Below are 21,614 nucleotides of genomic sequence, written 5' to 3'. Positions count from 1 at the left end.
TCACTCGGGGCCAGCGGATCGCGCTAGTGTCTCCGCTTAGGAAGGCCCTTACTTTCGCGTCTGCTGCCCGGTGCATTGGCCGCTTATTTGAAACCGGTCACCGCATGCGGCACGTACAGCTCCTCCAATTGACGGATCTCGTCCGCGCTCAGATTCAGCGACAATGCCGCGACCGCATCGTCGAGATGATGCAGCTTGGTCGCGCCGACGATAGGCGCGGTAATCGGCTTCTTCTGCAACACCCAGGCTAGCGCGACTTGCGCACGCGGCACACCGCGTTCTTTCGCAATCTGACTGACGCGTTCCACGATCCGGCGGTCCGCGTCTTCGGTATGTGCGTACAGTGTGCGGCCGAACTCGTCGGTCTCGGAGCGTGCGCTTTCAGTGTTCCAGTCGCGCGTCAGACGTCCGCGTGCAAGCGGGCTCCATGGAATGACGCCGATGCCCTCGCTTTCGCACAGCGGCAGCATCTCCCGCTCTTCCTCGCGATAGAGCAGATTCACGAAGTTCTGCATCGTCACGAAGCGCGTCCAGCCATGGCGTTCAGCCACATGCAATGCCTTGGCGAACTGCCACGCATACATCGACGACGCACCGATATACCGCGCCTTGCCTGCCTTCACCACATCGTGCAGCGCCTCCATGGTTTCTTCGATCGGCGTGTCGTCATCCCAGCGGTGGATCTGATACAGATCGACGTAATCCGTACCGAGACGCCTCAGGCTGTTGTCGATTTCCGCCATGATCGCCTTGCGCGACAGACCCGCGCCGTTCGGGCCCGGATGCATGCGGCTATTCACCTTGGTGGCCAGCACGATCTCGTCGCGCTTCGCAAAGTCCTTCAATGCGCGGCCGACGATTTCCTCGCTGGTGCCGTCCGAGTAAACGTTGGCGGTATCGAAGAAATTGATACCGTGGTCGAGCGCCTGCTTGATAAAGGGGCGCGCCGCTTCATCGTCGAGCGACCAGGAGTGGGTGCCGCGAGCGGGCACGCCGTAACTCATGCAGCCGAGACAAAGACGCGATACATCGAGGCCGGTGCGGCCCAGTTTCACATAATCCATCGAGGTGCTCCTGTGTTGAAGTGCACAAACGCGGTGCGTGCTGACGACCTCCCATTATAGGAACGGACGCGTTGACGTGCTGAAGGGCTGAAGGGCTGAAGGGCTGAAGGGCTGAAGGGCCAATCGGACGCGCGGGTCGGCGGAGTTCAATCGCGGTGGGTGAATTGCTGCAATACGTAGTGGAAAATAATTTCTTCGCATCTATACTTCTTTCGGCTTGAAAGCGGCCTTTCTCCCAATCTGCATCACAAGCAAAAAGGAAGGATCACGATGCTGACTCGCACACTTGGCGCAATCTCCGCCATTGCACTCGCGGCATGCGCCGCCTTTACATCCGGCCCTGCCAGCGCGGACGACAACGACGGTTTCTCGCAAGGCGACGGCGGCTCGCACGGGCGGCCGGTCAAGGTGATGATCATTTCGATGTTCGGGCCGGAAGGGCAAGTATGGCTCGATCGGCTTGGTCCATGGCGCGAGATTACGGTCGATGGCTTATCGCCTGACTACCCGACGGTTCATTGCAATAAGCAGGACGTGTGTGTCATGACGACTGGCATGGGGCATAGCAACGCTGCCGCGTCGATCATGGCGTTGACCTTTTCGCCGCGGTTCGATTTGCGGCATACGTACTTTATGGTGGCGGGGATTGCCGGGATCGATCCGCAGCAAGGCACGGTCGGATCCGCCGCGTGGGCGAAGTACCTGGTCGACTTCGGGATTCAGTGGGAGATCGATGGGCGGGAGATTCCGCCTGGCTGGAATACCGGATACCTCGGGATCAATACCACGAGTCCGACGGCCAAGCCGCCGCTCGACTATCGGACGGAGGTGTTTCAGTTGAATACCCAACTAGCCGATACGGCGTTTGCCTTGTCGCGCAGCGTTGTGCTGTCAGATAACGCTCAGGCGCAGGCTGCGCGGGCCAAGTATTCGTATGCGCCTGCGAATCGGCCGCCTACTGTCATTCAGTGCGACACGCTCGCGGGCGATACATGGTGGTCGGGGACGCTGCTTGGGCAACGGGCGCGGGATTGGACCAAGATTCTGACGGATGGCAATGGTGTGTATTGCACGACGCAGCAGGAGGATAACGCGACGTATGAGGCGCTTAAGCGCGCGGCCTCGGTGCATAAGGTTGATTTGAATCGCGTTGCGGTGCTGCGGGCTGGGTCCGATTTTGATCGGCCATATGATGGGCAGACTAGTGCGGATAATCTGCTTAACTATGCTGCGCAAGGGGGCTTTACGATTGCTATTGAGAACCTTTACAGGTCTGGGAATCCGCTTGTGCAGGATATTGCCACTCATTGGGGGGAGTGGCGGGAGGGGGTACCAAAGAGGTAGCTTTTTTGCCTTCGCGGCGCTTCTTGTCCGTGTTCCTGGGGCTTTGGCCTTTCCTTGAATTGTTAGCGGTCTATTAGCGTTGCCCCTGTGCGGGGCGGCACCTACTTTTCTTTGCATGCCGCGTAACTATTCAGCGCTTGTAAACTGCCACCAGGCTCTGCATAGTGAAGGACATGACAAAGATGCCTGACATCAAGGACCTGACACCGGAGCAGAAGGACGCACTCATCGTTGATCTGGTGAGGCGTCTGAACGAGCTTGAGGCAAAGCTTGAGAAGGACAGTCATAACTCCAGCAAGCCGCCGTCAAGTGACGGTCCGCAGCGCAAGCCGAAGTCATTGCGTGGCATGAGCGGGGCAAAGCCTGGCGCGCAACCGGGGCACAAGGGCAAGACGCTCAAACGCGTAGCGCGGCCTGATCACATCGAGATTCACCCGGTAGCGCCGGTATGCGATGCATGCGGCGAAAGCATCGAGTCAGCCAGCATTGCCGTGTTGCCCGAGGGACGTCAGGTGATCGATCTGCCGCCCACGCGCTTTGAGGTAACCGAGCATCGCGTGCAGATCGCACAGTGCCGCTGCGGCAAGCACCATTCGGGGGTGTTTCCCGAGGGCGTGAGCCAGGCGGTGCAGTATGGTCCCCAGGTGCGCGCCGCGGCGGTCTATCTGACGCAATACCAGCAGTTGCCTGTGGGGCGTACGGCCCAGGCGCTGGAAGACCTGTTCGGCCTGCGGGTGAGTACGGGAACCGTACAGCACAGCATTGACCAGGCCGCCCGGTTGCTGACGCCGGCGGTCAAACAGATCAGCCAGGCGCTGCGTGAGCAACCCGTGGTGCATTTCGATGAGAGCTGCATGCGCGTGGGACGCAAGACTCACTGGCTGCATAGCGCCTCGACGCGCGCGCTGAGCTGGTATGGCGCGCACAACAAGCGCGGTCGCGAGGCGCTGGACAGCTTCGGCATTCTGCCCGGCTTTGCGGGAATCGCCGTGCATGACGGCTGGGCAGCCTACGCGCAGTATGAGTGTGAACATGCGCTGTGCAATGCCCACCATCTGCGCGAACTGGTGTTTGTACTGGAGTCCACCGAGCAAGCCTGGGCCCAGCAGATGATTGATCTGCTTTGCCAGGCAAAGCGCGAGGTCGACCTCAGTCTGGCTTCAGGCAACACAGCGCTGGGTCAATCGCGCCAACGCTATTACGCGCGACGCAGCCGGACGCTGATCGCCCAGGCGCGCAGGCTCAATCCGCAGCAGGCACGTGAGCCCACGCGCAAGGAACTTCGCGGCAGGATCAGGCAAAGCTTTACCTACAACCTGCTCGGACGCCTTCACAGGCATGCGCGCGAGGTATGGCGCTTCATTGCCGATCACCGCGTACCGTTCGACAACAACCAGGCCGAACGCGATATCCGCATGCCCAAACTCAAACAGAAAATCTCGGGGTGCTTCCGCGCGATATCGGGTATGGAGGCGTTCTGCACGATCCGCTCCTACCTCGCCACCTTGCGCAAACAGAACCGTTCGCTGATCGATGCGCTGGCCTTGAGCTTTGCCGGATTCGTCGTTTCGCCTCTGACTGCCGCTGAATAGTTACGCATGCCGCAAAGAAAAGTAGGCAAAAGAAAGCGGCTCAAACCACTCCTGCTAAGTGGGCACCGTAGTTTGCCAGGGGTAGTGGTGCATCTGGAATCTGTGTTCGTGCACCTGCATACGCCAGTGACAAGGGCGTCATACTTCCGGCGGCGCTGCGCGCGCCGAAGCGTACTTCATCAAACCACCCGCTACGTTTTGGCGTTCACGCCTCGCCACCGGACCGTGGCTTGCCATTGCACCGCTGTCACCAACGCCATCGCGATTGTGATTGGAACTGCAACCGGAACCGTGATTGCAGGACACCGACATATCGTTTGAAGTAAGGGGGTGCCGGGTGAGTGCAGAGACACCTCGCCGAGGCGAAGCCGATGGTCCCCGCTACCTCAACCGAAGCCCGTGGTTTCCCGTGCAAACCCGTCCGCGACGCACGCAGTGCGGAGTGGGAGCTGATGACTCCTTTGTCACTAGCGCGGAATGTGCGAGAACACGGATTCCAGATGCACCACTACCCGCAGCAGACCACGGTGCCCACTTAGCAGCGGTTTGAGCCGCTTTCTTTCGCCTACTTTTCTTTGCGGCATGCAAAGAAAAGTAGGTGCCGCCCCGCACAGGGGCACCGCTAATAGACCACTAACAAATCAAGGAAAGGCCAAAGCCCCTAGAGCACTGACAAAAAGCGCCGCGAAGGCTAAAAACAAAAACCAAACCTTTACCGCTGCGGCGCCCGATAAGGCGTCCACGCCCCCACATCTACATCCCAATCATCAAGTTCAGACGGTGTCATAACATGCTCCTTCGTAAAGAGTGCAAACAACCCACCGCGATGAAAATTTCTTTTGGAAACCGAATCATCGCGGCGCATTCGCCTTACTGCCCGTTGGCGACGCGCGTAACGTCGCCACCAGTCCCTTCCTGCAATGCAATGCGCGCAGCCTGCGTCTGACCAATCAGACCTTTATTCGGGTACGACGTACGATTCAACGCAGGCAACGAACCATCCCGATACGCCGCGACCAGCTCAGCGTTAACTTCAGCACGCGTTTTGCCGACGGTAGTCGGCGCGGGCAACGTTTGGTAAGTGCCGGCATGCCCAATGCCCCCACCGTTGCTTTGAGCAAACACCGGTGCGCTGGCAAGCAGCGAAAGAGCCAGACCTGCTAAGAGATTGCGCTTCATGATTCACTCCTGTCGATTCGTTTGCAGCACGAGCGGCGCTGCGACAGGGTGAAATGTAGACTTCGAAGTGATGCGGATAAATCGCACTTTCGCGAAATGAATTGTCGCGAATCAGGAACAATCGTGACGACGTGCGTGTAACCCGGTTACTGCGGGGCAACCGCGGCATTAGAGCCGCGGTTGAAATTCACTTTTCCATATTCTGTACTTCAACTCACGCGAATCAGGCAACCCACTCCGTTATCACCGGCGTGTCGAGTATCGGAGCAGATTCGCGTTCTTCGAAAGTACGCTTCGTGCACATCGCGTCGAGACTGCCGCGTCCGCTGAGCAACGGGCAGCGGTCGAACAGCTCGGCAATCCAGTCTACGAAAACACGGACTTTAGGCGACAGATGCCGACTGTGCGGATAGACTGCGGAAATCGGCATCGGCAAAGGCTTCAGCTCCGGCAGCACTTCAACCAGCTGACCCGAACGCAGATGCGGCAGCACCATGAAGAGCGCCGGCTGAAACAGGCCGAAGCCTTCCAGGCCGCACGTTACGTAAGCATCGGCGTCGTTCACCGACACAATGCTCTTCATCTTCACTTCGACTTCTTTGCCATCAACCATGAAGGCCCAATCGATCGTGCGCCCCGTGCGGCTCGAAAAATAATTGACCGCTTTGTGATTCTCGAGGTCTTCGAGCGAAGTCGGCATGCCCGCACGCTCGATGTAGCTGGGGGCCGCGCATGTCACGCCCTCGAACAAACCGATACGGCGCGCCACCAGCGAGGAATCCTGTAGCGCGCCCACTCGCACCACGCAATCCACGCCTTCCTGCAACAGATCGACGGGCCGGTCCGTCAATCCGAGCTGCAGGTCGATGTCCGGGTAACGCGTGTGGAATTCACACAGCGAAGGGATCACCAGCAAACGCCCGATCGATCCCGGCATGTCGATGCGCAGCTTGCCGTGCGGCTTTTTATTGCCGCTCTGGAAGCTGGCCTCAGTCTCTTCGACGTCCGCGAGGATGCGCACGCAGCGTTCGTAATACGCCGCGCCGTCCGGCGTCAGCGACAAACGCCGCGTGGTCCGGTGCATCAAACGCGTGCCGAGGAACGCTTCGAGGTTCTGAATGATGGTGGTAACTGATGCGCGTGGCAGGTCGAGCGTTTCCGCCGCGCGGGTAAAGCTGTTGGTGTCGACGACGCGCGTGAACACTTGCATGGCCTGAAGCCGGTCCATTGCAAACCTCCTAAAAGGGGCGGGCGCGCTGAGCAGGAATCGAATCCGCAGAGCAATCGCGTTCGATTGTTCAGGGGCGCCGAATTGTGTTGCCGGATTATAGGCATTTATTTACGAGTCTGCCGAACCCACAATTCGCACCATTGAAGTTCTATGCGCATTGCGCGGCTCGACATGGATGCATTTAAACCGCCGTACTCGTTTGTGCCCGCCGGCAGCGGCCCGGCACAGGCTGACAGCACGGCACTCGACGTCACTGACGTGCAGATCGAAGGGCACGCACAGGACATTACGTTGCGTTTGTACCGCCAGGCACAGAAAACCGCACTGCCGGTACTGCTTTATTTCCACGGTGGCGGTTTTACCAAGGGCTCGATCGATCAGGCCGACTTCGCCGCCCGTTATTTCGCAGAACACTTACCGGCTCTGGTCGTTTCGGTCGGTTATTCGCTGGCGCCGCAGTTTCCGTTTCCGGCGGCGCCTGAAGACGCACATCGCGCGGCGCTGTGGGTGCAGACACGAGCACGCGCGTTTGGCGGGAATAGCAAGAAGGTCGGCGTGGCGGGCCACGATGCCGGCGGGCAGTTGGCCAACTGCCTCGCTTTCATCGCGCGTGATCGCGGCGACGTGCGCATTGCGGCGCAAGCGCTGTTCGGACCGATGCTCGATCCAAGCCTGACGCGCCTCGGCGACGAAAAGCGCCTCGGCTCAGATATCACCGCGAAGGAATGCGCGGCGTGTTATCGCGCGTATCTGCCGCAAGCGTCGCAGCGCATGCATCCGTATGCCGCACCGCTCGAATCGTCGCGCCTGGCGGGCCTGCCGGCCACGCTGATCGCGACGGCGCAAAACGACGTGCTGCATGTGGAAGCGGAGAAATACGCGAGCGGGCTGATCGATGCGGGTGTGCTGACCCAGGTGGTCCGCTATCCCAGCGTCTCGCACGCCGCGTTGGCCGACCATCCGCCCGCCTTGCAGGAAGCGGTGCGATTTTTTCAGTGGCGCTTCGATGCGCGCGCCCATCGCTGAGACACCAATAAGCAAAACTTTAATCAACGATACCGGGAGCTTCTCATGACTATCCTTCCTCTTTCCCGTCGCCGTGTGGCGATTGCCGTGCTAGCTGTCATCGTGGTGGCCGGACTGGGCACGTTCGGCGCGATCCGCGTCGACGCGAGCTCGCCTGCTGCGCCGACCATCGTGCCGGAAGTCGATGTGGCCACCGTGGTGCAAAAGACCATTACCGACTGGCAAAGCTATTCCGGCCGCCTCGAAGCGGTCGAAAAAGTGGACGTCCGTTCGCAAGTGCCGGGCACGATCGTGTCCGTCAACTTCAAGGACGGCGCCCTCGTGAAGAAGGGCGACACGCTGTTCGTGATCGATCCGCGTCCGTACGCGGCTGAAGTCGATCGTACCGAAGCACAGGTCGCGGCAGCGCAAGCGCGTACGGGCTATACGCAAAGCGATTGGGAGCGCGCGCAACGCCTGATCGCCGACAACGCGATCGCCAAGCGCGACTACGACGAGAAGCAGAACGCCGCGCGCGAAGCGAGCGCCAACCTGAAGGCCGCGCAAGCCGCCGTCGAAACCGCGCGTATCAATCTCGGCTACACGAAGATCGTCGCGCCGGTGTCGGGCCGTGTCTCGCGTGCGGAAATCACGGTGGGCAACGTGGTGTCGGCGGGCGCAAGCTCGGCGCCGTTGACCACGCTGGTGTCGGTTTCGCCGATCTACGCATCGTTCGACGTTGACGAACAGACCTACCTGCAGTACCTGAGCCGCGCAAAGGATGGCAGCAAGGTGCCGGTGGACCTCGGGCTGGCGGATGAAAGCGGCTACTCGCGCAGCGGCACGATCGAATCCGTCGACAACCGGCTGGATACGTCGTCCGGCACGATCCGGGTGCGTGCGCGCTTCGATAACCAGGACGGTGCGTTGATCCCAGGTTTGTATGCGCGCGTGAAGGTCGGCGGCAGCGAGCCGCATCCGGCACTGTTGATCGACGACGCCGCAGTGGGCACCGATCAGGACAAGAAGTTCGTGCTGGTGGTCGACCAGAGCAACCACGTCGTGTACCGGGAAATCGCAGTGGGCGGCATGCAGGGCAACCTGCGCGTCGTCAAGGGCGGTTTGCAGGCAACCGACCGGATCGTCGTGAACGGTGTCCAGCGGGTGCGTCCGGGCGATGCAGTGCGCGCTCACATGGTGCCGATGACCACCGATCAGGATCCGAACAGCGCGCCGCTTGCGCAGACGCGGGCAAAAGCAGCGGACAAGAATTCGTGAGCCCCGTGCGCCGCGCTTGCCCAGTCATGTTGACTGGCCGTAGCGGGCGCATGCTCCAACGTTAAGAGCTTCCCATGAACATATCCAAATTCTTCATCGATCGACCGATCTTTGCCGGTGTGTTATCGGTATTGATCCTGCTGGGGGGCATCATTTCGCTCTTCAAGCTGCCGATTTCGGAGTACCCGGAAGTCGTGCCGCCTTCGGTGGTGGTGCACGCGCAATATCCGGGCGCCAATCCGAAAGTGATCGCGGAGGCCGTTGCGGCGCCGCTTGAAGAGCAGATCAACGGCGTCGAGAACATGCTGTACATGCAGTCGCAAGCCAATAGCGACGGCAATCTCACGCTGACGGTGACCTTCAAGCTCGGCACCAATCCGGACCTGGCGACGCAACTTGTGCAGAACCGCGTCAACCAGGCGCTGCCGCGCCTGCCGGAAGACGTGCAACGGCTTGGCATCACGACCATCAAGAGCTCGCCGACGCTGACGATGGTGGTCCACCTGATCTCGCCGAACAATCGCTACGACATGACGTACCTGCGCAACTACGCGTTGCTCAACGTCAAGGACCGCTTGGCGCGGATTCAGGGCGTCGGCGAAGTGCAGTTGTGGGGTTCGGGCGACTACGCGATGCGCGTCTGGCTCGATCCGCAGAAAGTCGCACAGCGTGGTTTGACCGCGACCGAAGTGGTCAACGCGATCCGCGAGCAGAACATTCAGGTGGCAGCCGGTGTGATCGGCGCATCGCCTTCGGTGCCGGGCACGCAACTGCAGTTGTCGGTGAATGCGCGTGGCCGTTTGAAGACTGAGGGCGAATTCGGCGACATCATCGTCAAAACCGCGCCGGATGGCGGCGTGACGTACCTGCGGGATATCGCACGTGTCGAACTCGCGGCGTCGGAATACGGCCTGCGTTCGCTGCTCGACAACAAGCCTGCTGTGGCGCTCGCTATCAACCAGGCGCCGGGTGCGAACTCGCTCGCGATTTCCGACCAGGTCCGTTCCGCAATGAAGGAGCTGGCGGAAGACATGCCGGCAGGCGTCGAATACAAGATCGTCTATGACCCGACGCAGTTCGTGCGCTCGAGTATCGAGGCGGTGATTCACACGCTGCTCGAGGCGATCGCGCTGGTGGTGATCGTGGTGATCGTGTTCCTGCAGACCTGGCGTGCGTCGATCATTCCGTTGATTGCGGTACCGGTGTCGATTGTGGGTACGTTCTCGCTGTTGCTGGCGTTCGGCTTCTCGATCAATGCGTTGTCGCTGTTCGGGATGGTGCTGGCCATCGGGATCGTGGTGGACGATGCGATCGTGGTGGTGGAGAACGTCGAACGGAACATCGAAAGCGGGCTCAGTGCGCGCGATGCGACTTATAAGGCCATGCAGGAAGTGAGCGGGCCGATTATCGCCATCGCGCTGACGCTGGTTGCCGTGTTCGTGCCGCTCGCTTTCATGACCGGTTTGACGGGCCAGTTCTACAAGCAGTTCGCGATGACCATCGCGATCTCGACGGTGATCTCGGCGTTCAACTCGCTGACCTTGTCGCCGGCTTTGTCCGCGATGCTGTTGCGTGGCCACGGCGCCAAGGAAGACTTCCTGACGCGTGTGATGAACCGCGTGCTGGGTCGCTTCTTCAAGGGCTTCAACAAGGTGTTCCATCGCGGCTCGGCGGAGTACGGTCGTGGCGTGAGAGGCGTGCTGGGCCGTAAAGGTGCGATGCTCGCGGTCTACGCGATCCTGCTGGGTGCAACGGTGCTGATCTCGCGCGTCGTGCCGGGCGGTTTCGTGCCGGCGCAGGACAAGGAATACCTGATTGCGTTTGCGCAACTGCCGAACGGCGCGTCGCTGGATCGCACGGAAAAGGTGATCCGTGACATGAGCGCGGTTGCCTTGAAGCAGCCGGGCGTGGAAAGCGCGGTGGCGTTCCCGGGCCTGTCGGTGAACGGCTTCACCAATAGTTCGAGCGCGGGCATCGTGTTCGTCACGTTGAAGCCTTTCAAGGAACGTGGCGACAAGAAACTCTCGGCCGGTGCGATTGCCGGTGCGTTGAACCACCAGTACGGCGCGATCAAGGATTCGTTCGTTGCGGTGTTCCCGCCACCTCCTGTGCTTGGCCTGGGTACGCTGGGCGGCTTCAAGATGCAGTTGGAAGATCACGGCGCGGTGGGCTATGCGGAGTTGAACAAGGCTGCGGAAGCGTTCGTGAAGAAGGCAGCGCAAACGCCTGAACTCGGACCGACGTTCTCGAGCTATCAGATCAACGTGCCGCAATTGAACGTCGACCTGGATCGCGTGAAAGCCAAGCAACTCGGCGTGCCGGTCACGGACGTGTTCAACACGATGCAGATCTATCTGGGCTCGCTGTATGTGAACGACTTCAACCGCTTCGGCCGCGTGTATCAGGTGCGGGTGCAGGCTGACGCGCCGTTCCGTCAACGTGCCGACGACATCCTGCAATTGAAGACGCGCAATGCTGCCGGTGACATGGTGCCGCTGTCGTCGCTGGTGACGGTGACGCCGACGTATGGTCCGGAAATGGTGGTGCGTTACAACGGCTATACGGCTGCCGACATCAACGGTGGTCCGGCGCCGGGCTTCTCGTCGGGCCAGGCGCAAGCCGCGGCCGAACGCGTGGCGGCGGAAACCTTGCCGCACGGCGTGAAGCTCGAATGGACCGACCTGACGTATCAGCAGATCATCGCCGGCAATGCGGGCCTGTGGGTGTTCCCGATCAGCGTGCTGCTCGTGTTCCTCGTGCTGGCCGCGTTGTATGAAAGCCTGACGCTGCCGCTCGCCGTGATCCTGATCGTGCCGATGAGCGTGCTATCCGCGCTGACCGGTGTGTGGCTCACGGGTGGCGACAACAACATCTTCACGCAGATCGGTTTGATGGTGCTGGTGGGGCTGTCGGCGAAGAACGCGATTCTGATCGTCGAGTTCGCTCGCGAACTCGAACATGACGGGCGTACGCCGCTGGCGGCGGCGATCGAGGCGAGCCGCCTGCGTCTGCGTCCGATTCTGATGACGTCGATCGCTTTCATCATGGGTGTGGTGCCGCTCGTGCTCTCGAGTGGAGCGGGTTCGGAGATGCGTCATGCGATGGGTATCGCAGTGTTCTTCGGCATGCTCGGCGTGACGCTGTTCGGCCTGATGCTGACCCCTGTGTTCTATGTGGTGCTGCGTACGTTGGCGGGCGGGACGATTCACGTCGCGCAGAAAGACGCGCCGCACCTTGGGGCGCCGGTGACGGACGCCTGAGGAGAAAATAATAATGAAGCGTTTTGAATCTTTAAGCGGGTGGGGCAGAGCGGCTGCCAGCGGTTTGCTGCTGGCGTTGCTCGCGGCCTGCTCCGTGGAGCCCACGTATAAGCGGCCGGAGGTGGATACGCCGGCTGCGTTCAAGGAAACGCCGACTGCTGCATCGGCTGCGTCCGGTGCTTCGGCTACATCGGCTACGTCCGCCGCATCGCCGCAGGACACGGGCACCTGGAAGCAGGCTCAGCCCGCCGACGACGCGCATCGCGGCGAATGGTGGACGATCTTCGGCGACCCGCAGTTGAACGCGCTGGAAGAACAGGCGGCTGCAGCGAATCAGGACCTGAAGGCCGCTGCGGCGCGTGTGCAGCAGGCGCGTGCGGTGACGCAGGCGGCGAAGTCGGACTGGTTCCCGAAGTTCGACGCGGGCTTTGGTCCGACGCGTGAACGGGCATCGGCGGCCTCGCAGTTTCAGCCGGATAGCGCGGGCGGGACGAACGGCACGATCTGGCGTGCGCAGGTTGGCGCATCGTATGAAACCGATCTGTTCGGGCGAGTCGGTTCGAACGTGAATGCATCGCGTGCGGACGAGCAGCAAAGTGAAGCATTGTTCCGGTCGGTACAGTTGTCGTTGCAAGCCGACGTTGCGCAGAACTACTTCCAGTTGCGCGAGCTCGACACGGATCAGGATCTGTACCGCCGTACCGTGGCGTTGCGCGAGGACACGCTGAAGCTGATCGAGCGCCGTTTCAGGGAAGGCGATATCGGTGAGCTGGATGTTTCGCGTTCTCGCAACGAACTGGCGAGTGCGCGTGCCGATGCAGTGGGCGTGGCGCGTCAGCGCGCGGCCTCCGAGCACAGTCTGGCGATTCTGCTCGGCAAGCCGCCGGCCGATTTCTCGTTCGCGGAGGCACCGCTCGTGCCGGTGACGGTGCGCGTGCCGCCAGGTTTGCCTTCGGCGCTGCTCGAACGTCGGCCGGACATTTCGGCGGCGGAGCGGGCGATGATGGCGGCGAATGCGCGGGTCGGTCTGGCGAAGTCGGCGTTCTTCCCGAAGCTCGATATCACGGGTGCGGCTGGTTTTGAATCGGCGACGCTGGGCGATCTGTTCAAGTGGTCGAGCCGCGCGTTTATTCTCGGGCCATTCGCCGGTACCGCGCTAACGTTGCCTTTGTTCGACGGTGGCCGCCGCAAGGCAAACCTCGCGCAAGCTCGCTCGAAGTACGACGAAGATGTCGCGCAGTATCGTCAACAGGTGCTGGTGGCGTTCCGTGAGGCCGAGGACAACCTGGCCGATCTGCGTTTGCTCGACGATCAGATGCGCGAGCAGAACGATGCGGTCGTGGCCTCGCAACGCGCGGCGCATCTGTCGCGCACGCAGTACACGGAAGGCGCGGTCAGCTATCTGGATGTGATCGACGGCGAGCGGCAGGTGCTGACATCGCAACTACAGGCGAGCCATCTGTCGGGCACGCAGGCGGTGGCGACGGTTAACCTGATTCGCGCGCTGGGTGGCGGCTGGGGTGATGTGAAGCCTGCGGGCGACGAGACGGTGGGGGCGGTTGCGCCGGCTTCGGGTCCGGTTGCTACTTCTGCTTTTGCGTCGGCGGAGCAGGTGGCGAAGCGCTAAGGTCTGTTTTTAGTTTGTTGGCTGGTGAAGAACGCCGGGTTGCGCTAAAGCGTGGCCCGGCGTTTTTTCTTTGGTGACGTGTTGCGCCAGCTCCATGGGGCGAGCCCCAAATCATTTTTCCCGCTTTCCTTCCAAAAATCCGTTCGTAGACCACCGGTTTCCCGCCGTCTATGATGATTCGCACCTCATCTGGAGAGAGGCGATGACCTGTCCGACCTGCCGCTGTCCGCGCTGTCCGCGCTGACCCGCTCACGCGTTCTATCGCTGCCGCACGCCGGTTAAACCGCGCGCTGCAGATTTCTGTTGTCCGACCGATTCCGGCACGCCTGCCCGCATGTCGTGGAATCGGCTCGCCTCGAAACACACCACGCCCCTATCCTAACGAGTTCACCATGCGCATTTCTCTGACCACTGCACGGCGTTTTTTCAAGGCGCGGACGCTGACGTTCCTCGGCGCGTTCGGCCTCGCGCTGGCGTTGTCCGCTTCGCCCGCGTTCGCGGCAGACACGCCCACGCTGAAAATCGGCATCGCCACCAGCCCGCAAATCGAGGCGCTCAAAGTCGCCGCGCGCGAAGCGAAGGAGCAAGGGCTTGACGTGAAGATCATCGAGTTTACCGACTGGAATACGCCGAACGCGGCGCTCGCCAACAAGGATATCGACGTCAACTATTTCCAGCACATCCCGTTTCTCGAGAACGCAAAGAAGCAGGGTGGTTATAACTTCGTCGCAATCGCCCCGGGCACGATCATGAAGATCGGCCTGTATTCGAAAAAGATCAAACGCTTCGATGAATTGAAAGACGGCGCCACCGTTGCCATCGCTAACGATCCGGTCAACGGCGGTCGTGGTCTGTTGTTGCTGCAACGCGCCGGTCTCATCAAACTGACGCCGGGCATCGATTATCGCGCCACGACGCTAGACATCATCGACAACCCGAAGCACCTGAAGATCGTTCAGCTCGAAGCCTCGCAATTGGCCCGTTCGCTCGACGACGTCGATCTCGCGCAAGGCTACCCGAGCTTCATCAAGCTCGCGGGCACCACCGATCCGAACAGCGCATTGTTGTTCGACGGCCTGGAAAACAAGAACTACGCGATCCAGTGGGTCGTGCGTCCGGAAAGCGCAAATGATCCGCGTATCCGCAAGTTCATCTCGATCTATCAGCATTCGCCCGCTGTGCGCGCTGCGCTCGACAAAGCCTTCGGCAGCCTCTACGCCGTCGCCTGGTAAGGCACGCCGCTAGCAACGTTGCAACCAGCAAGGAGCCGCACGATGGCGAAGAAAAAGATCCTGCTGAACGCGTTCAATATGAATGCGGTCGGTCACATCAATCATGGTTTGTGGACGCATCCGCGCGACCGTTCGGCGCACTACACCGACCTCGACTACTGGACGAGCCTCGCGCAAACGCTCGAGCGCGGCAAGTTCGACGGGATCTTTCTCGCGGATATCGTCGGCGTATACGACGTTTATCAGGGCGGTCCGGAAACCTCGTTGCGTGAATCGGTGCAGATTCCGATCAACGATCCATCGCTGATTGTGCCCGCGATGGCACACGTGACGAAGCATATCGGCTTCGGCGTCACGTCGAATCTGACTTACGAGCCGCCGTACCTGTTCGCGCGCCGCATGTCGACGCTGGATCATTTGACTAAGGGTCGGGTGGGCTGGAACATCGTGACGGGCTATCTGGACAGTGCCGCGCGCGGCATGGGTCTCGCACAACAGATCAGCCACGACGACCGTTACGACCGCGCGGACGATTACATGGACGTGGTCTACAAGCTATGGGAGCAAAGCTGGGAGGACGACGCGGTAGTGCGCGATCGCGAGGCACGCATCTTCTCGCACCCTGACAAAGTGCATCGCGTGAAACACGACGGTCCGTACTATTCGATCGACGCCATTCATTTGAGCGAGCCATCGCCGCAACGCACGCCGGTGCTGTATCAGGCGGGTTCGTCGAGCCGGGGCGTCGATTTCGCGGCGCGTCACGCGGAATGCGTGTTTGTCGGTGGCCAGAACAAGCAGCTCACGCGTTCCATTGTCGACGACATTCGTGCACGGGCGGTCAGCTTCGGCCGCGCGCCGGACGATATCAAGATCTTTGCCGGCATCACCGTTGTAGTCGGCGAAACAGAACGCGCCGCGCAGGAGAAATTCGAAGAGTACCGGCGTTATGCGAGCGCCGAGGGCGGTATCGCGCATTTCTCCAGTTCGACCGGCATCGACTTCTCGCAGTACGAACTGGATGAACCGATTTCGTATGTGAAGACCGAATCGATGCAATCTGCCGTTGAAGCGATTTCGAAGAAGAGCGTGAGTGGCGTATGGACCAAACGCAAAGTGCTCGAACAGATGACGCTCGGCGGCCGCGCGAAGCCCGTAGTCGGGTCACCGCAGCAGATCGCGGACGAGCTGGTGTCGTGGATAGAAGAGGCGGGCGTTGACGGATTCAATCTGACGCGCACTGTCATGCCCGAATCGTTCGAAGACTTCGTCGATCTGGTGGTGCCGGAATTGCAGAATCGCGGCGTCTACAAGGAAGATTACGACCCGGCGCCGACGCTGCGCGAAAAGCTATTCGGCGGCGGCCGTGCGCGACTGCCTGAGGTGCATGCCGGCGCGCAGCATCGGCGTAATGCACCAATTGCGCAAAGCGGCGCGCGATCCACCGTGGACGCCTGAGAGGAACGAAGCCATGGCTCATCTTTTCGACGTGCCGCAATTCATTGAAGACGCACCGTCCCTCGCCTTGAATCGTGATGCGGCCGATGCCGCGCAAGAAGTTGTCGTATTCGACGACGTGGGCAAGGTGTTCGCCAACACGCGCGGTGTGTCGACTGCGGCACTGGCGAACGTCACGCTGAAGGTGGCGCGCGGTGAAGTGTTCGGCATCATCGGGCGAAGCGGCGCAGGTAAATCGACCCTGCTGCGGCTCGTCAATGGTCTGGAAAAGCCGAGTTCCGGCGCCGTGCGCGTGAATGACGTGAGTGTCGGCGAGCTCGACGAACGCGGGCTGGTCACGCTGCGGCGGCGTATCGGCATGGTGTTCCAGCATTTCAATTTGCTCTCCGCTAAAACGGTGCACGAAAACATTGCGTTGCCGTTAAAAATCGCTGGTGCGCCTAAAGCGGCGATCGACAAAAAGGTCGACGCCTTGCTCGAACTAGTCGGCCTATCGACCAAGCGCGACGCTTATCCGGCGAGTTTGTCCGGCGGTCAGAAGCAGCGCGTCGGGATCGCGCGCGCCCTTGTGACTGACCCGGACATTCTGCTGTGCGACGAGGCAACGTCCGCACTCGATCCCGAAACGACGCAAGCCATTCTCGCGTTGCTGCGCGATATCAATCAGCGGCTCAACCTGACCATCGTGCTGATTACGCACGAGATGCAGGTCATTCGCGAGGTCTGCGATACGGTGGCCGTGATCGAGCGTGGTGAAGTGGTGGAGACGGGTCCGGTGTGGCGTGTATTCGGCGACCCGCAGCACGATGCGACGCGCGCGTTGCTGCGGACCCTGGTGCATGATCTGCCTGCGGATCTCGCCGCGCGCGTCAAACCATTGCACGAGATCGCACAAGCGGATGCGCAGATTCTGCTCGACGTGCGCTTCACCGGCAGCGATGCACGTGAGCCTGACCTGGGCGGGTTGACGTCTGCATTGAGCATTGAAGGTGGCCGCGTGAGTTTCGTGCATGGTGGCATCGACCGGATCCAGGGGCATGCGCAAGGGCGTCTGGTGGTGTCGGCGGAAGTGCGCGCGAACGCGGACGGCACGGTGCAAAAGCAGATCGCGACACTGCTCGAGCGTGCGCGTCACTATGCCAATCACGTCGAGGTGCTGGGCTATGTCTGATCTCTGGCTCTCGGAACTCGCCGATGCCATTCGCGACACCATCGTCATGGTCGGCGTATCGGCCTTCGTCGCGGCGCTGGTCGGCATTCCCCTTGCATTGGTGCTGGTCACCACAACGCGCGGCGGCATCTTTGAAAAACGTGTGGTGAACAGCACGCTCGGCGCGCTCGTCAATGCGTTCCGCTCCACGCCGTTCATTATTTTGCTGGTCGCGCTGTTGCCGCTCACACGTTTGCTGATCGGCACGACGATCGGTGTATGGGCTGCCATCGTGCCGCTCAGTATCGCGGCGATTCCTTTTTTTGCGCGCGTGGCCGAAGTGAGCTTGCGCGAAGTGGACCGCGGTTTGATCGAAGCCGCGCAGGCAATGGGCGCACAGCGCCGGCATATCATCTGGCATGTACTGCTGCCTGAAGCGCTGCCGGGCATTCTCGGCGGCTTCACGATCACCGTGGTGGCGATGATCGGTTCCTCGGCCATGGCGGGCGCGGTGGGCGCCGGTGGTCTCGGTGATCTGGCGATCCGCTACGGCTATCAGCGTTTCGATACCACCGTGATGGTGACGGTGATCGTGTTGCTGATCGTGATCGTGACGGCGGTGCAGTTCGTCGGCGACCGCTTCGTGCGACGGCTTGCGCAACGCGCATGATCGTCGTCTTTCGACCGCTATTTGCATAACGAATACGCGCTTGCGGCCCACGTTTTCAGCGTTGACGCCGCCGTCTGTCATGCTATTTACGACGCAGGGCGCAGCGAGACTGCCGCTCACCTGATCGAATGCAAACCGGCCGCGCTGATAAGCCGCGTGTCGTTCGCCAAACTTCTTCACGTGGACATTGCATGAACGAACCTCGACATCCCGAGGCACTGCAACCGCTGCAAACCGGCGCTGCGCCTGTGGTGCGCAATCTTACCGGCTTGCTCGACGCGTTGCGTGCCAGCGCGGCTCAGCGCGATCGCGACGGCGGCCACGCCGCGCGGGAAAAACAATGGATCGCCGACGCGGGGCTGCTCACGCTCGCCGTGCCGCGTGAATTCGGCGGTTCCGGCACGCACTGGCCCGAGATCTACGAGACGATCCGCCAGATCGCGCGAGTCGACAGTGCGCTCGCGCATCTGCTTGGCTTCACGTGCCTGCAGGTGGTCAGCGTCAATGTATGGGGCAACCCGGAACAACGTGCCCGCTATCTGGGCGGCACCGTGGAAGAGCGCTGGTGGTGGGGTAATGCGGTCAATCCGCTCGACACGCGACTCGTTGCAAGCGGAACCAGCGACGGTGGCTATCTTTTAGATGGGCAGAAAGGATTTTGTTCGGGCACGCGCGGCTCGCACATGATGACGGTTTCCGGGCACGTTCCGGTTACCGGCAAAGCGGTGTTCGCGGTGGTGCCGACCACGCGTGAAGGCATTACCGTTCACGAAGACTGGAATCCGATCGGTCAGCGGCAAACCGATAGCGGCAGCGTCTCCTTTGTGCAAGTCAAGGTTGAACCGCACGAGGTGCTGGAGCGGGCCGACACCTCATACGCGAGCCTGCGCACGCTGATTTCGCAGCAGGTGCTGATCAATCTGTTCGTCGGCATCGCGCAGGGCGCGCTCGAAGAAGCACGCGCGTACGTCACACAGTACGGCAAACCGTGGATATCCTCGGGCGTCGAAAAAGCCACCGACGATCCCTACCTGATCCAGCGCTTCGGTGAGATGCGTCTGCAGGCGGTGAGTGCGGAAGCGCTGGCAGTGCGTGCCGCCTACGCGCTCGAGGACGCATGGCAACAAGGCCCGTCTCTGGACGCCGAAACCCGTGCGCAGGTGGCGCTCGCCACCTCGGAGGCGAAAATCGTCGCGCACCGCGCCGCGCTCGACGTCAGCGAAAAACTGTTCGATGCCTGCGGCGCGCGTGCCACACACGCGCCGCTCGCGCTCGACCGCTTCTGGCGCAACGCTCGCGTGCATACGCTGCACGATCCACTCGACTATCGCGTACGCGACGTCGGCCGTTATGCGTTAAGCGGGACATTGCCGGAAGTTTCTTTGTACACTTGAGGCGGTTCGCGGCAGCCTGCATGAGGCGTCGCGGTTTATCCCCTTCAAGAGACCACTGGCTTGCAGTTCAAATTACCGACCACCGCAACGGCGCCGTTTTGCCCATCCGAGGTGCAAGGCACGGTCGCCGTTACGCAAGGCGCGCCGTTCTGGAAAAAAATCCTGCAATTCGCGGGGCCTGGCCTGCTGATTTCGATCGGCTACATGGACCCCGGCAACTGGGCCACCGATATCGAAGCGGGCTCGCGTTACGGCTACAGCCTGCTGTTCGTCGTCATGTTGTCGAGTCTTGCGGCGATGGCGCTGCAATGTCTGAGCATGCGCCTCGGCATCGCCACCGGGCGGGACCTCGCGGAATTGTCTCGGCTGCGTTACTCACCAGGTGTCGCGCGCTTTCAGTGGCTGCTTGCGGAGCTGTCGATCGTGGCCTGCGATCTGGCCGAAGTGCTCGGCGGCGCGCTGGCTTTCCATCTGCTCTTCAAATGTTCGCTGACCACCGGCGTGTTGCTGACCGCGTTCGATACGCTGATCGTGCTTGGCCTGAAGGGCAAAAATTTCCGCGACCTTGAAGCGATCATGCTCGGGTTGATCGCGACGATCGGCGTCGGCTACATCATCGAGTTGGCACTGGTGAAGCCGCATTGGCCGTCCGTCGCGCAAGGACTGATTCCTTCGTGGCAGGCACTCAGCAGCCGCGAGCCGATGTATCTGGCGATCGGCATTCTCGGGGCGACTGTGATGCCGCACAACCTCTATCTGCATTCGTCGATCGTGCAGACCCGCGCGGTTAAACGCGATTCGGCCAGCATCCGGTCGGCGATCGGCATGTCGCGCATCGATACGATCGTCTCGCTGATAATTGCGCTGCTGATCAACATGGCGATCCTGATTCTCGCGGCCGCCGCGTTCCACGCGACCGGCCACAATCAGGTCACCGAAATCGAAGACGCGTACAAACTGCTGGCGCCGATCGTCGGCACCGGTTTCGCAGCGGTGCTGTTCGCGATCACGCTGCTGGCGTCGGGGCAAAGTTCGACCTTCACCGGCACGGTGGCCGGGCAGGTCATCATGGAAGGCTTCCTGAAGCTGAAAATTCCGTGCTGGCAACGGCGCTTCATTACGCGGGCGCTCGCCTTGATTCCGGCGCTGATCGGCGTGCAGATGATGGGCAACGGCGCAGTCGGCAAGCTGCTGGTCGCAAGCCAGGTCGTGTTGAGCCTGCAACTGCCGTTCGCGCTCTATCCGCTGATTCGCATGACCAACGATCGTTCGCTGATGGGCGAATTTGCCAACAGACTTCCGACGCGGTTTCTCGCCTGGTCGCTGTTCGTGGTGATCAGCGCGGCGAACCTGTGGCTGGTGGTGCAGACGGTGGGACTGGTGGACTAATACGGCAGCGGGAGGTAGCGGGGTAGAGCCTGGCGTCGGGTGTTAGATGTGAGGTGTCCCGTGTCCGGGCCAGAACCACATAAAAAAAGTCCGCAGGATGGCGGACTTTTTCCAAGGTGCTTCGGTTCGAATCAGGCTGGACCGGCCCTCATCGATTCCACTTAACTCAGGCGGCTTGTGCAATCTGCGCTGCTTCGAGCGCTTCCTGACGAGCGGCGGCGGCCTTTTTGGTCTTGCCGGCGCGCGATGGCGGCTGGCAGGCGCCACACACCACGTTGTGTTGCAGATCGTGCTTGTGCGCGACGAACTTGCCGGTGCAACGGCAGCATTTGGTCAACTGCAGGATGTCGGCGTCGAAGAAACGCACCAGCGTCCATGCCCGCGTGAGATCCAGCACCGGTTCGGAGTCGCTGTGCTGGCAATGTTCCAGATACAGCCGATACCCCTTGGTCAGCGCATCCAGGTGCGAGCAACGCGCTTCGTTCTTCAGGAACAGGTACGTGTTGTAGAACAACGACGCGTGGATGTTCGCCAGCCACGTCATGTACCAGTCCGCCGAGAAAGGCAGCATACCCTTGGGCGGCGACACACCTTTGACCTCGCGGTACAGGCGGATCATGCGGTCGCGCGAAAGCGTCAACTCGCTTTCGAGTACCTGCATGCGCGCGCCGAGTTCAATCAGCGCGATGGCACGGAATACTTCTTGTGCGTCTTCCGTCAGGCTACGCTTGAGCATCGCGG

General features: G+C 61.1%; 16 protein-coding genes. 12 read left to right on the top strand and 4 right to left on the bottom strand.

The genetic code is table 11. The features are described from left to right. Positions 1-83: 83 nt before the first annotated feature. Positions 84-1,064, bottom strand: a complete 981-nt coding sequence (locus M0D67_RS19910; RefSeq protein ID WP_266239429.1) for an aldo/keto reductase — start codon at positions 1,062-1,064, stop codon at positions 84-86. 270 nt (positions 1,065-1,334) lie between these two features. On the opposite strand from M0D67_RS19910, the gene M0D67_RS19905 reads away from it, so the two are divergent. Together M0D67_RS19905 and M0D67_RS19900 are read left to right on the top strand one after the other, a co-directional pair. Next, the gene (locus M0D67_RS19905; RefSeq protein ID WP_266239428.1) at positions 1,335-2,408 is read left to right on the top strand and encodes a purine nucleoside permease; all 1,074 of its coding nucleotides are present in this window, start codon (positions 1,335-1,337) and stop codon (positions 2,406-2,408) included. A 173-nt stretch (positions 2,409-2,581) separates the two neighbouring features. After that, a complete protein-coding gene (locus tag M0D67_RS19900) occupies positions 2,582-4,000 on the top strand; it encodes an IS66 family transposase (RefSeq protein WP_266239427.1) in 1,419 nt (472 codons plus the stop codon). A gap of 870 nt (positions 4,001-4,870) precedes the next feature. Here the strand turns inward: M0D67_RS19900 and M0D67_RS19895 are convergent. Then, on the bottom strand, positions 4,871-5,179 hold the full coding sequence (locus tag M0D67_RS19895; RefSeq protein ID WP_154566783.1) for a DUF4148 domain-containing protein: 309 nt from the start codon (positions 5,177-5,179) through the stop codon (positions 4,871-4,873). 223 nt (positions 5,180-5,402) lie between these two features. After that, positions 5,403-6,407, bottom strand: a complete 1,005-nt coding sequence (locus M0D67_RS19890) for a LysR family transcriptional regulator (RefSeq protein WP_154566782.1) — start codon at positions 6,405-6,407, stop codon at positions 5,403-5,405. Positions 6,408-6,581: 174 nt separating this feature from the next. On the opposite strand from M0D67_RS19890, the gene M0D67_RS19885 reads away from it, so the two are divergent. The 10 genes from M0D67_RS19885 (at position 6,582) to M0D67_RS19840 (ending at position 20,873) form a co-directional block, all read left to right on the top strand. Then, complete coding sequence (locus tag M0D67_RS19885; protein WP_093634909.1) at positions 6,582-7,436, top strand: alpha/beta hydrolase; 855 nt, start codon at positions 6,582-6,584, stop codon at positions 7,434-7,436. Positions 7,437-7,481: 45 nt separating this feature from the next. Continuing rightward, positions 7,482-8,693, top strand: a complete 1,212-nt coding sequence (locus M0D67_RS19880; protein WP_154566781.1) for an efflux RND transporter periplasmic adaptor subunit — start codon at positions 7,482-7,484, stop codon at positions 8,691-8,693. Positions 8,694-8,767: 74 nt separating this feature from the next. Beyond that, positions 8,768-11,953, top strand: coding sequence for an efflux RND transporter permease subunit (locus tag M0D67_RS19875; protein ID WP_266239426.1), 3,186 nt, complete (start codon positions 8,768-8,770; stop codon positions 11,951-11,953). A 13-nt stretch (positions 11,954-11,966) separates the two neighbouring features. Beyond that, positions 11,967-13,580, top strand: coding sequence for an efflux transporter outer membrane subunit (locus tag M0D67_RS19870; protein ID WP_266239425.1), 1,614 nt, complete (start codon positions 11,967-11,969; stop codon positions 13,578-13,580). 392 nt (positions 13,581-13,972) lie between these two features. Beyond that, complete coding sequence (locus M0D67_RS19865; protein ID WP_154566778.1) at positions 13,973-14,812, top strand: MetQ/NlpA family ABC transporter substrate-binding protein; 840 nt, start codon at positions 13,973-13,975, stop codon at positions 14,810-14,812. A 42-nt stretch (positions 14,813-14,854) separates the two neighbouring features. Then, the gene (locus M0D67_RS19860; protein WP_266239424.1) at positions 14,855-16,270 is read left to right on the top strand and encodes an LLM class flavin-dependent oxidoreductase; all 1,416 of its coding nucleotides are present in this window, start codon (positions 14,855-14,857) and stop codon (positions 16,268-16,270) included. Positions 16,271-16,283: 13 nt separating this feature from the next. After that, the gene (locus M0D67_RS19855; protein WP_266239423.1) at positions 16,284-17,441 is read left to right on the top strand and encodes a methionine ABC transporter ATP-binding protein; all 1,158 of its coding nucleotides are present in this window, start codon (positions 16,284-16,286) and stop codon (positions 17,439-17,441) included. Next, positions 17,434-18,090, top strand: a complete 657-nt coding sequence (locus M0D67_RS19850; RefSeq protein ID WP_074286788.1) for a methionine ABC transporter permease — start codon at positions 17,434-17,436, stop codon at positions 18,088-18,090. Before M0D67_RS19855 ends, M0D67_RS19850 begins: the two co-directional genes overlap by 8 nt. A 191-nt stretch (positions 18,091-18,281) precedes the next feature. Beyond that, a complete protein-coding gene (locus M0D67_RS19845) occupies positions 18,282-19,484 on the top strand; it encodes an acyl-CoA dehydrogenase family protein (RefSeq protein WP_266239422.1) in 1,203 nt (400 codons plus the stop codon). Positions 19,485-19,544: 60 nt separating this feature from the next. Then, positions 19,545-20,873, top strand: a complete 1,329-nt coding sequence (locus M0D67_RS19840) for an Nramp family divalent metal transporter (RefSeq protein WP_171929358.1) — start codon at positions 19,545-19,547, stop codon at positions 20,871-20,873. Positions 20,874-21,039: 166 nt separating this feature from the next. On the opposite strand, the gene flhC is transcribed toward M0D67_RS19840, so the two are convergent. Beyond that, positions 21,040-21,609 carry a flagellar transcriptional regulator FlhC gene (gene flhC, locus M0D67_RS19835; protein ID WP_054039111.1) on the bottom strand — a complete coding sequence of 190 codons (570 nt, stop codon included), beginning with the start codon at positions 21,607-21,609 and terminating at the stop codon, positions 21,040-21,042. Positions 21,610-21,614 lie beyond the last annotated feature (5 nt).

Origin of the sequence: Paraburkholderia sp. SECH4 (genome assembly GCF_030511745.1) — a bacterium.
Classification (GTDB): Bacteria; Pseudomonadota; Gammaproteobacteria; order Burkholderiales; family Burkholderiaceae; genus Paraburkholderia; species Paraburkholderia madseniana.
Note: the sequence above shows the minus strand (reverse complement) of the source record. Positions and strands in the feature narration are given on the sequence as shown.

Bases quoted from the DNA above. Each gene is read 5' to 3' on its own strand.
- M0D67_RS19855 (WP_266239423.1), top strand. From the start codon at position 16,284: ATGGCTCATCTTTTCGACGTGCCGCAATTCATTGAAGACGCACCGTCC.
- M0D67_RS19845 (WP_266239422.1), top strand. From the start codon at position 18,282: ATGAACGAACCTCGACATCCCGAGGCACTGCAACCGCTGCAAACCGGC.
- M0D67_RS19865 (WP_154566778.1), top strand. From the start codon at position 13,973: ATGCGCATTTCTCTGACCACTGCACGGCGTTTTTTCAAGGCGCGGACG.
- M0D67_RS19890 (WP_154566782.1), bottom strand. From the start codon at position 6,407: ATGGACCGGCTTCAGGCCATGCAAGTGTTCACGCGCGTCGTCGACACC.
- M0D67_RS19875 (WP_266239426.1), top strand. From the start codon at position 8,768: ATGAACATATCCAAATTCTTCATCGATCGACCGATCTTTGCCGGTGTG.
- flhC (WP_054039111.1), bottom strand. From the start codon at position 21,609: ATGCTCAAGCGTAGCCTGACGGAAGACGCACAAGAAGTATTCCGTGCC.
- M0D67_RS19870 (WP_266239425.1), top strand. From the start codon at position 11,967: ATGAAGCGTTTTGAATCTTTAAGCGGGTGGGGCAGAGCGGCTGCCAGC.
- M0D67_RS19850 (WP_074286788.1), top strand. From the start codon at position 17,434: ATGTCTGATCTCTGGCTCTCGGAACTCGCCGATGCCATTCGCGACACC.
- M0D67_RS19880 (WP_154566781.1), top strand. From the start codon at position 7,482: ATGACTATCCTTCCTCTTTCCCGTCGCCGTGTGGCGATTGCCGTGCTA.
- M0D67_RS19895 (WP_154566783.1), bottom strand. From the start codon at position 5,179: ATGAAGCGCAATCTCTTAGCAGGTCTGGCTCTTTCGCTGCTTGCCAGC.
- M0D67_RS19885 (WP_093634909.1), top strand. From the start codon at position 6,582: ATGGATGCATTTAAACCGCCGTACTCGTTTGTGCCCGCCGGCAGCGGC.
- M0D67_RS19900 (WP_266239427.1), top strand. From the start codon at position 2,582: ATGACAAAGATGCCTGACATCAAGGACCTGACACCGGAGCAGAAGGAC.
- M0D67_RS19905 (WP_266239428.1), top strand. From the start codon at position 1,335: ATGCTGACTCGCACACTTGGCGCAATCTCCGCCATTGCACTCGCGGCA.
- M0D67_RS19910 (WP_266239429.1), bottom strand. From the start codon at position 1,064: ATGGATTATGTGAAACTGGGCCGCACCGGCCTCGATGTATCGCGTCTT.
- M0D67_RS19860 (WP_266239424.1), top strand. From the start codon at position 14,855: ATGGCGAAGAAAAAGATCCTGCTGAACGCGTTCAATATGAATGCGGTC.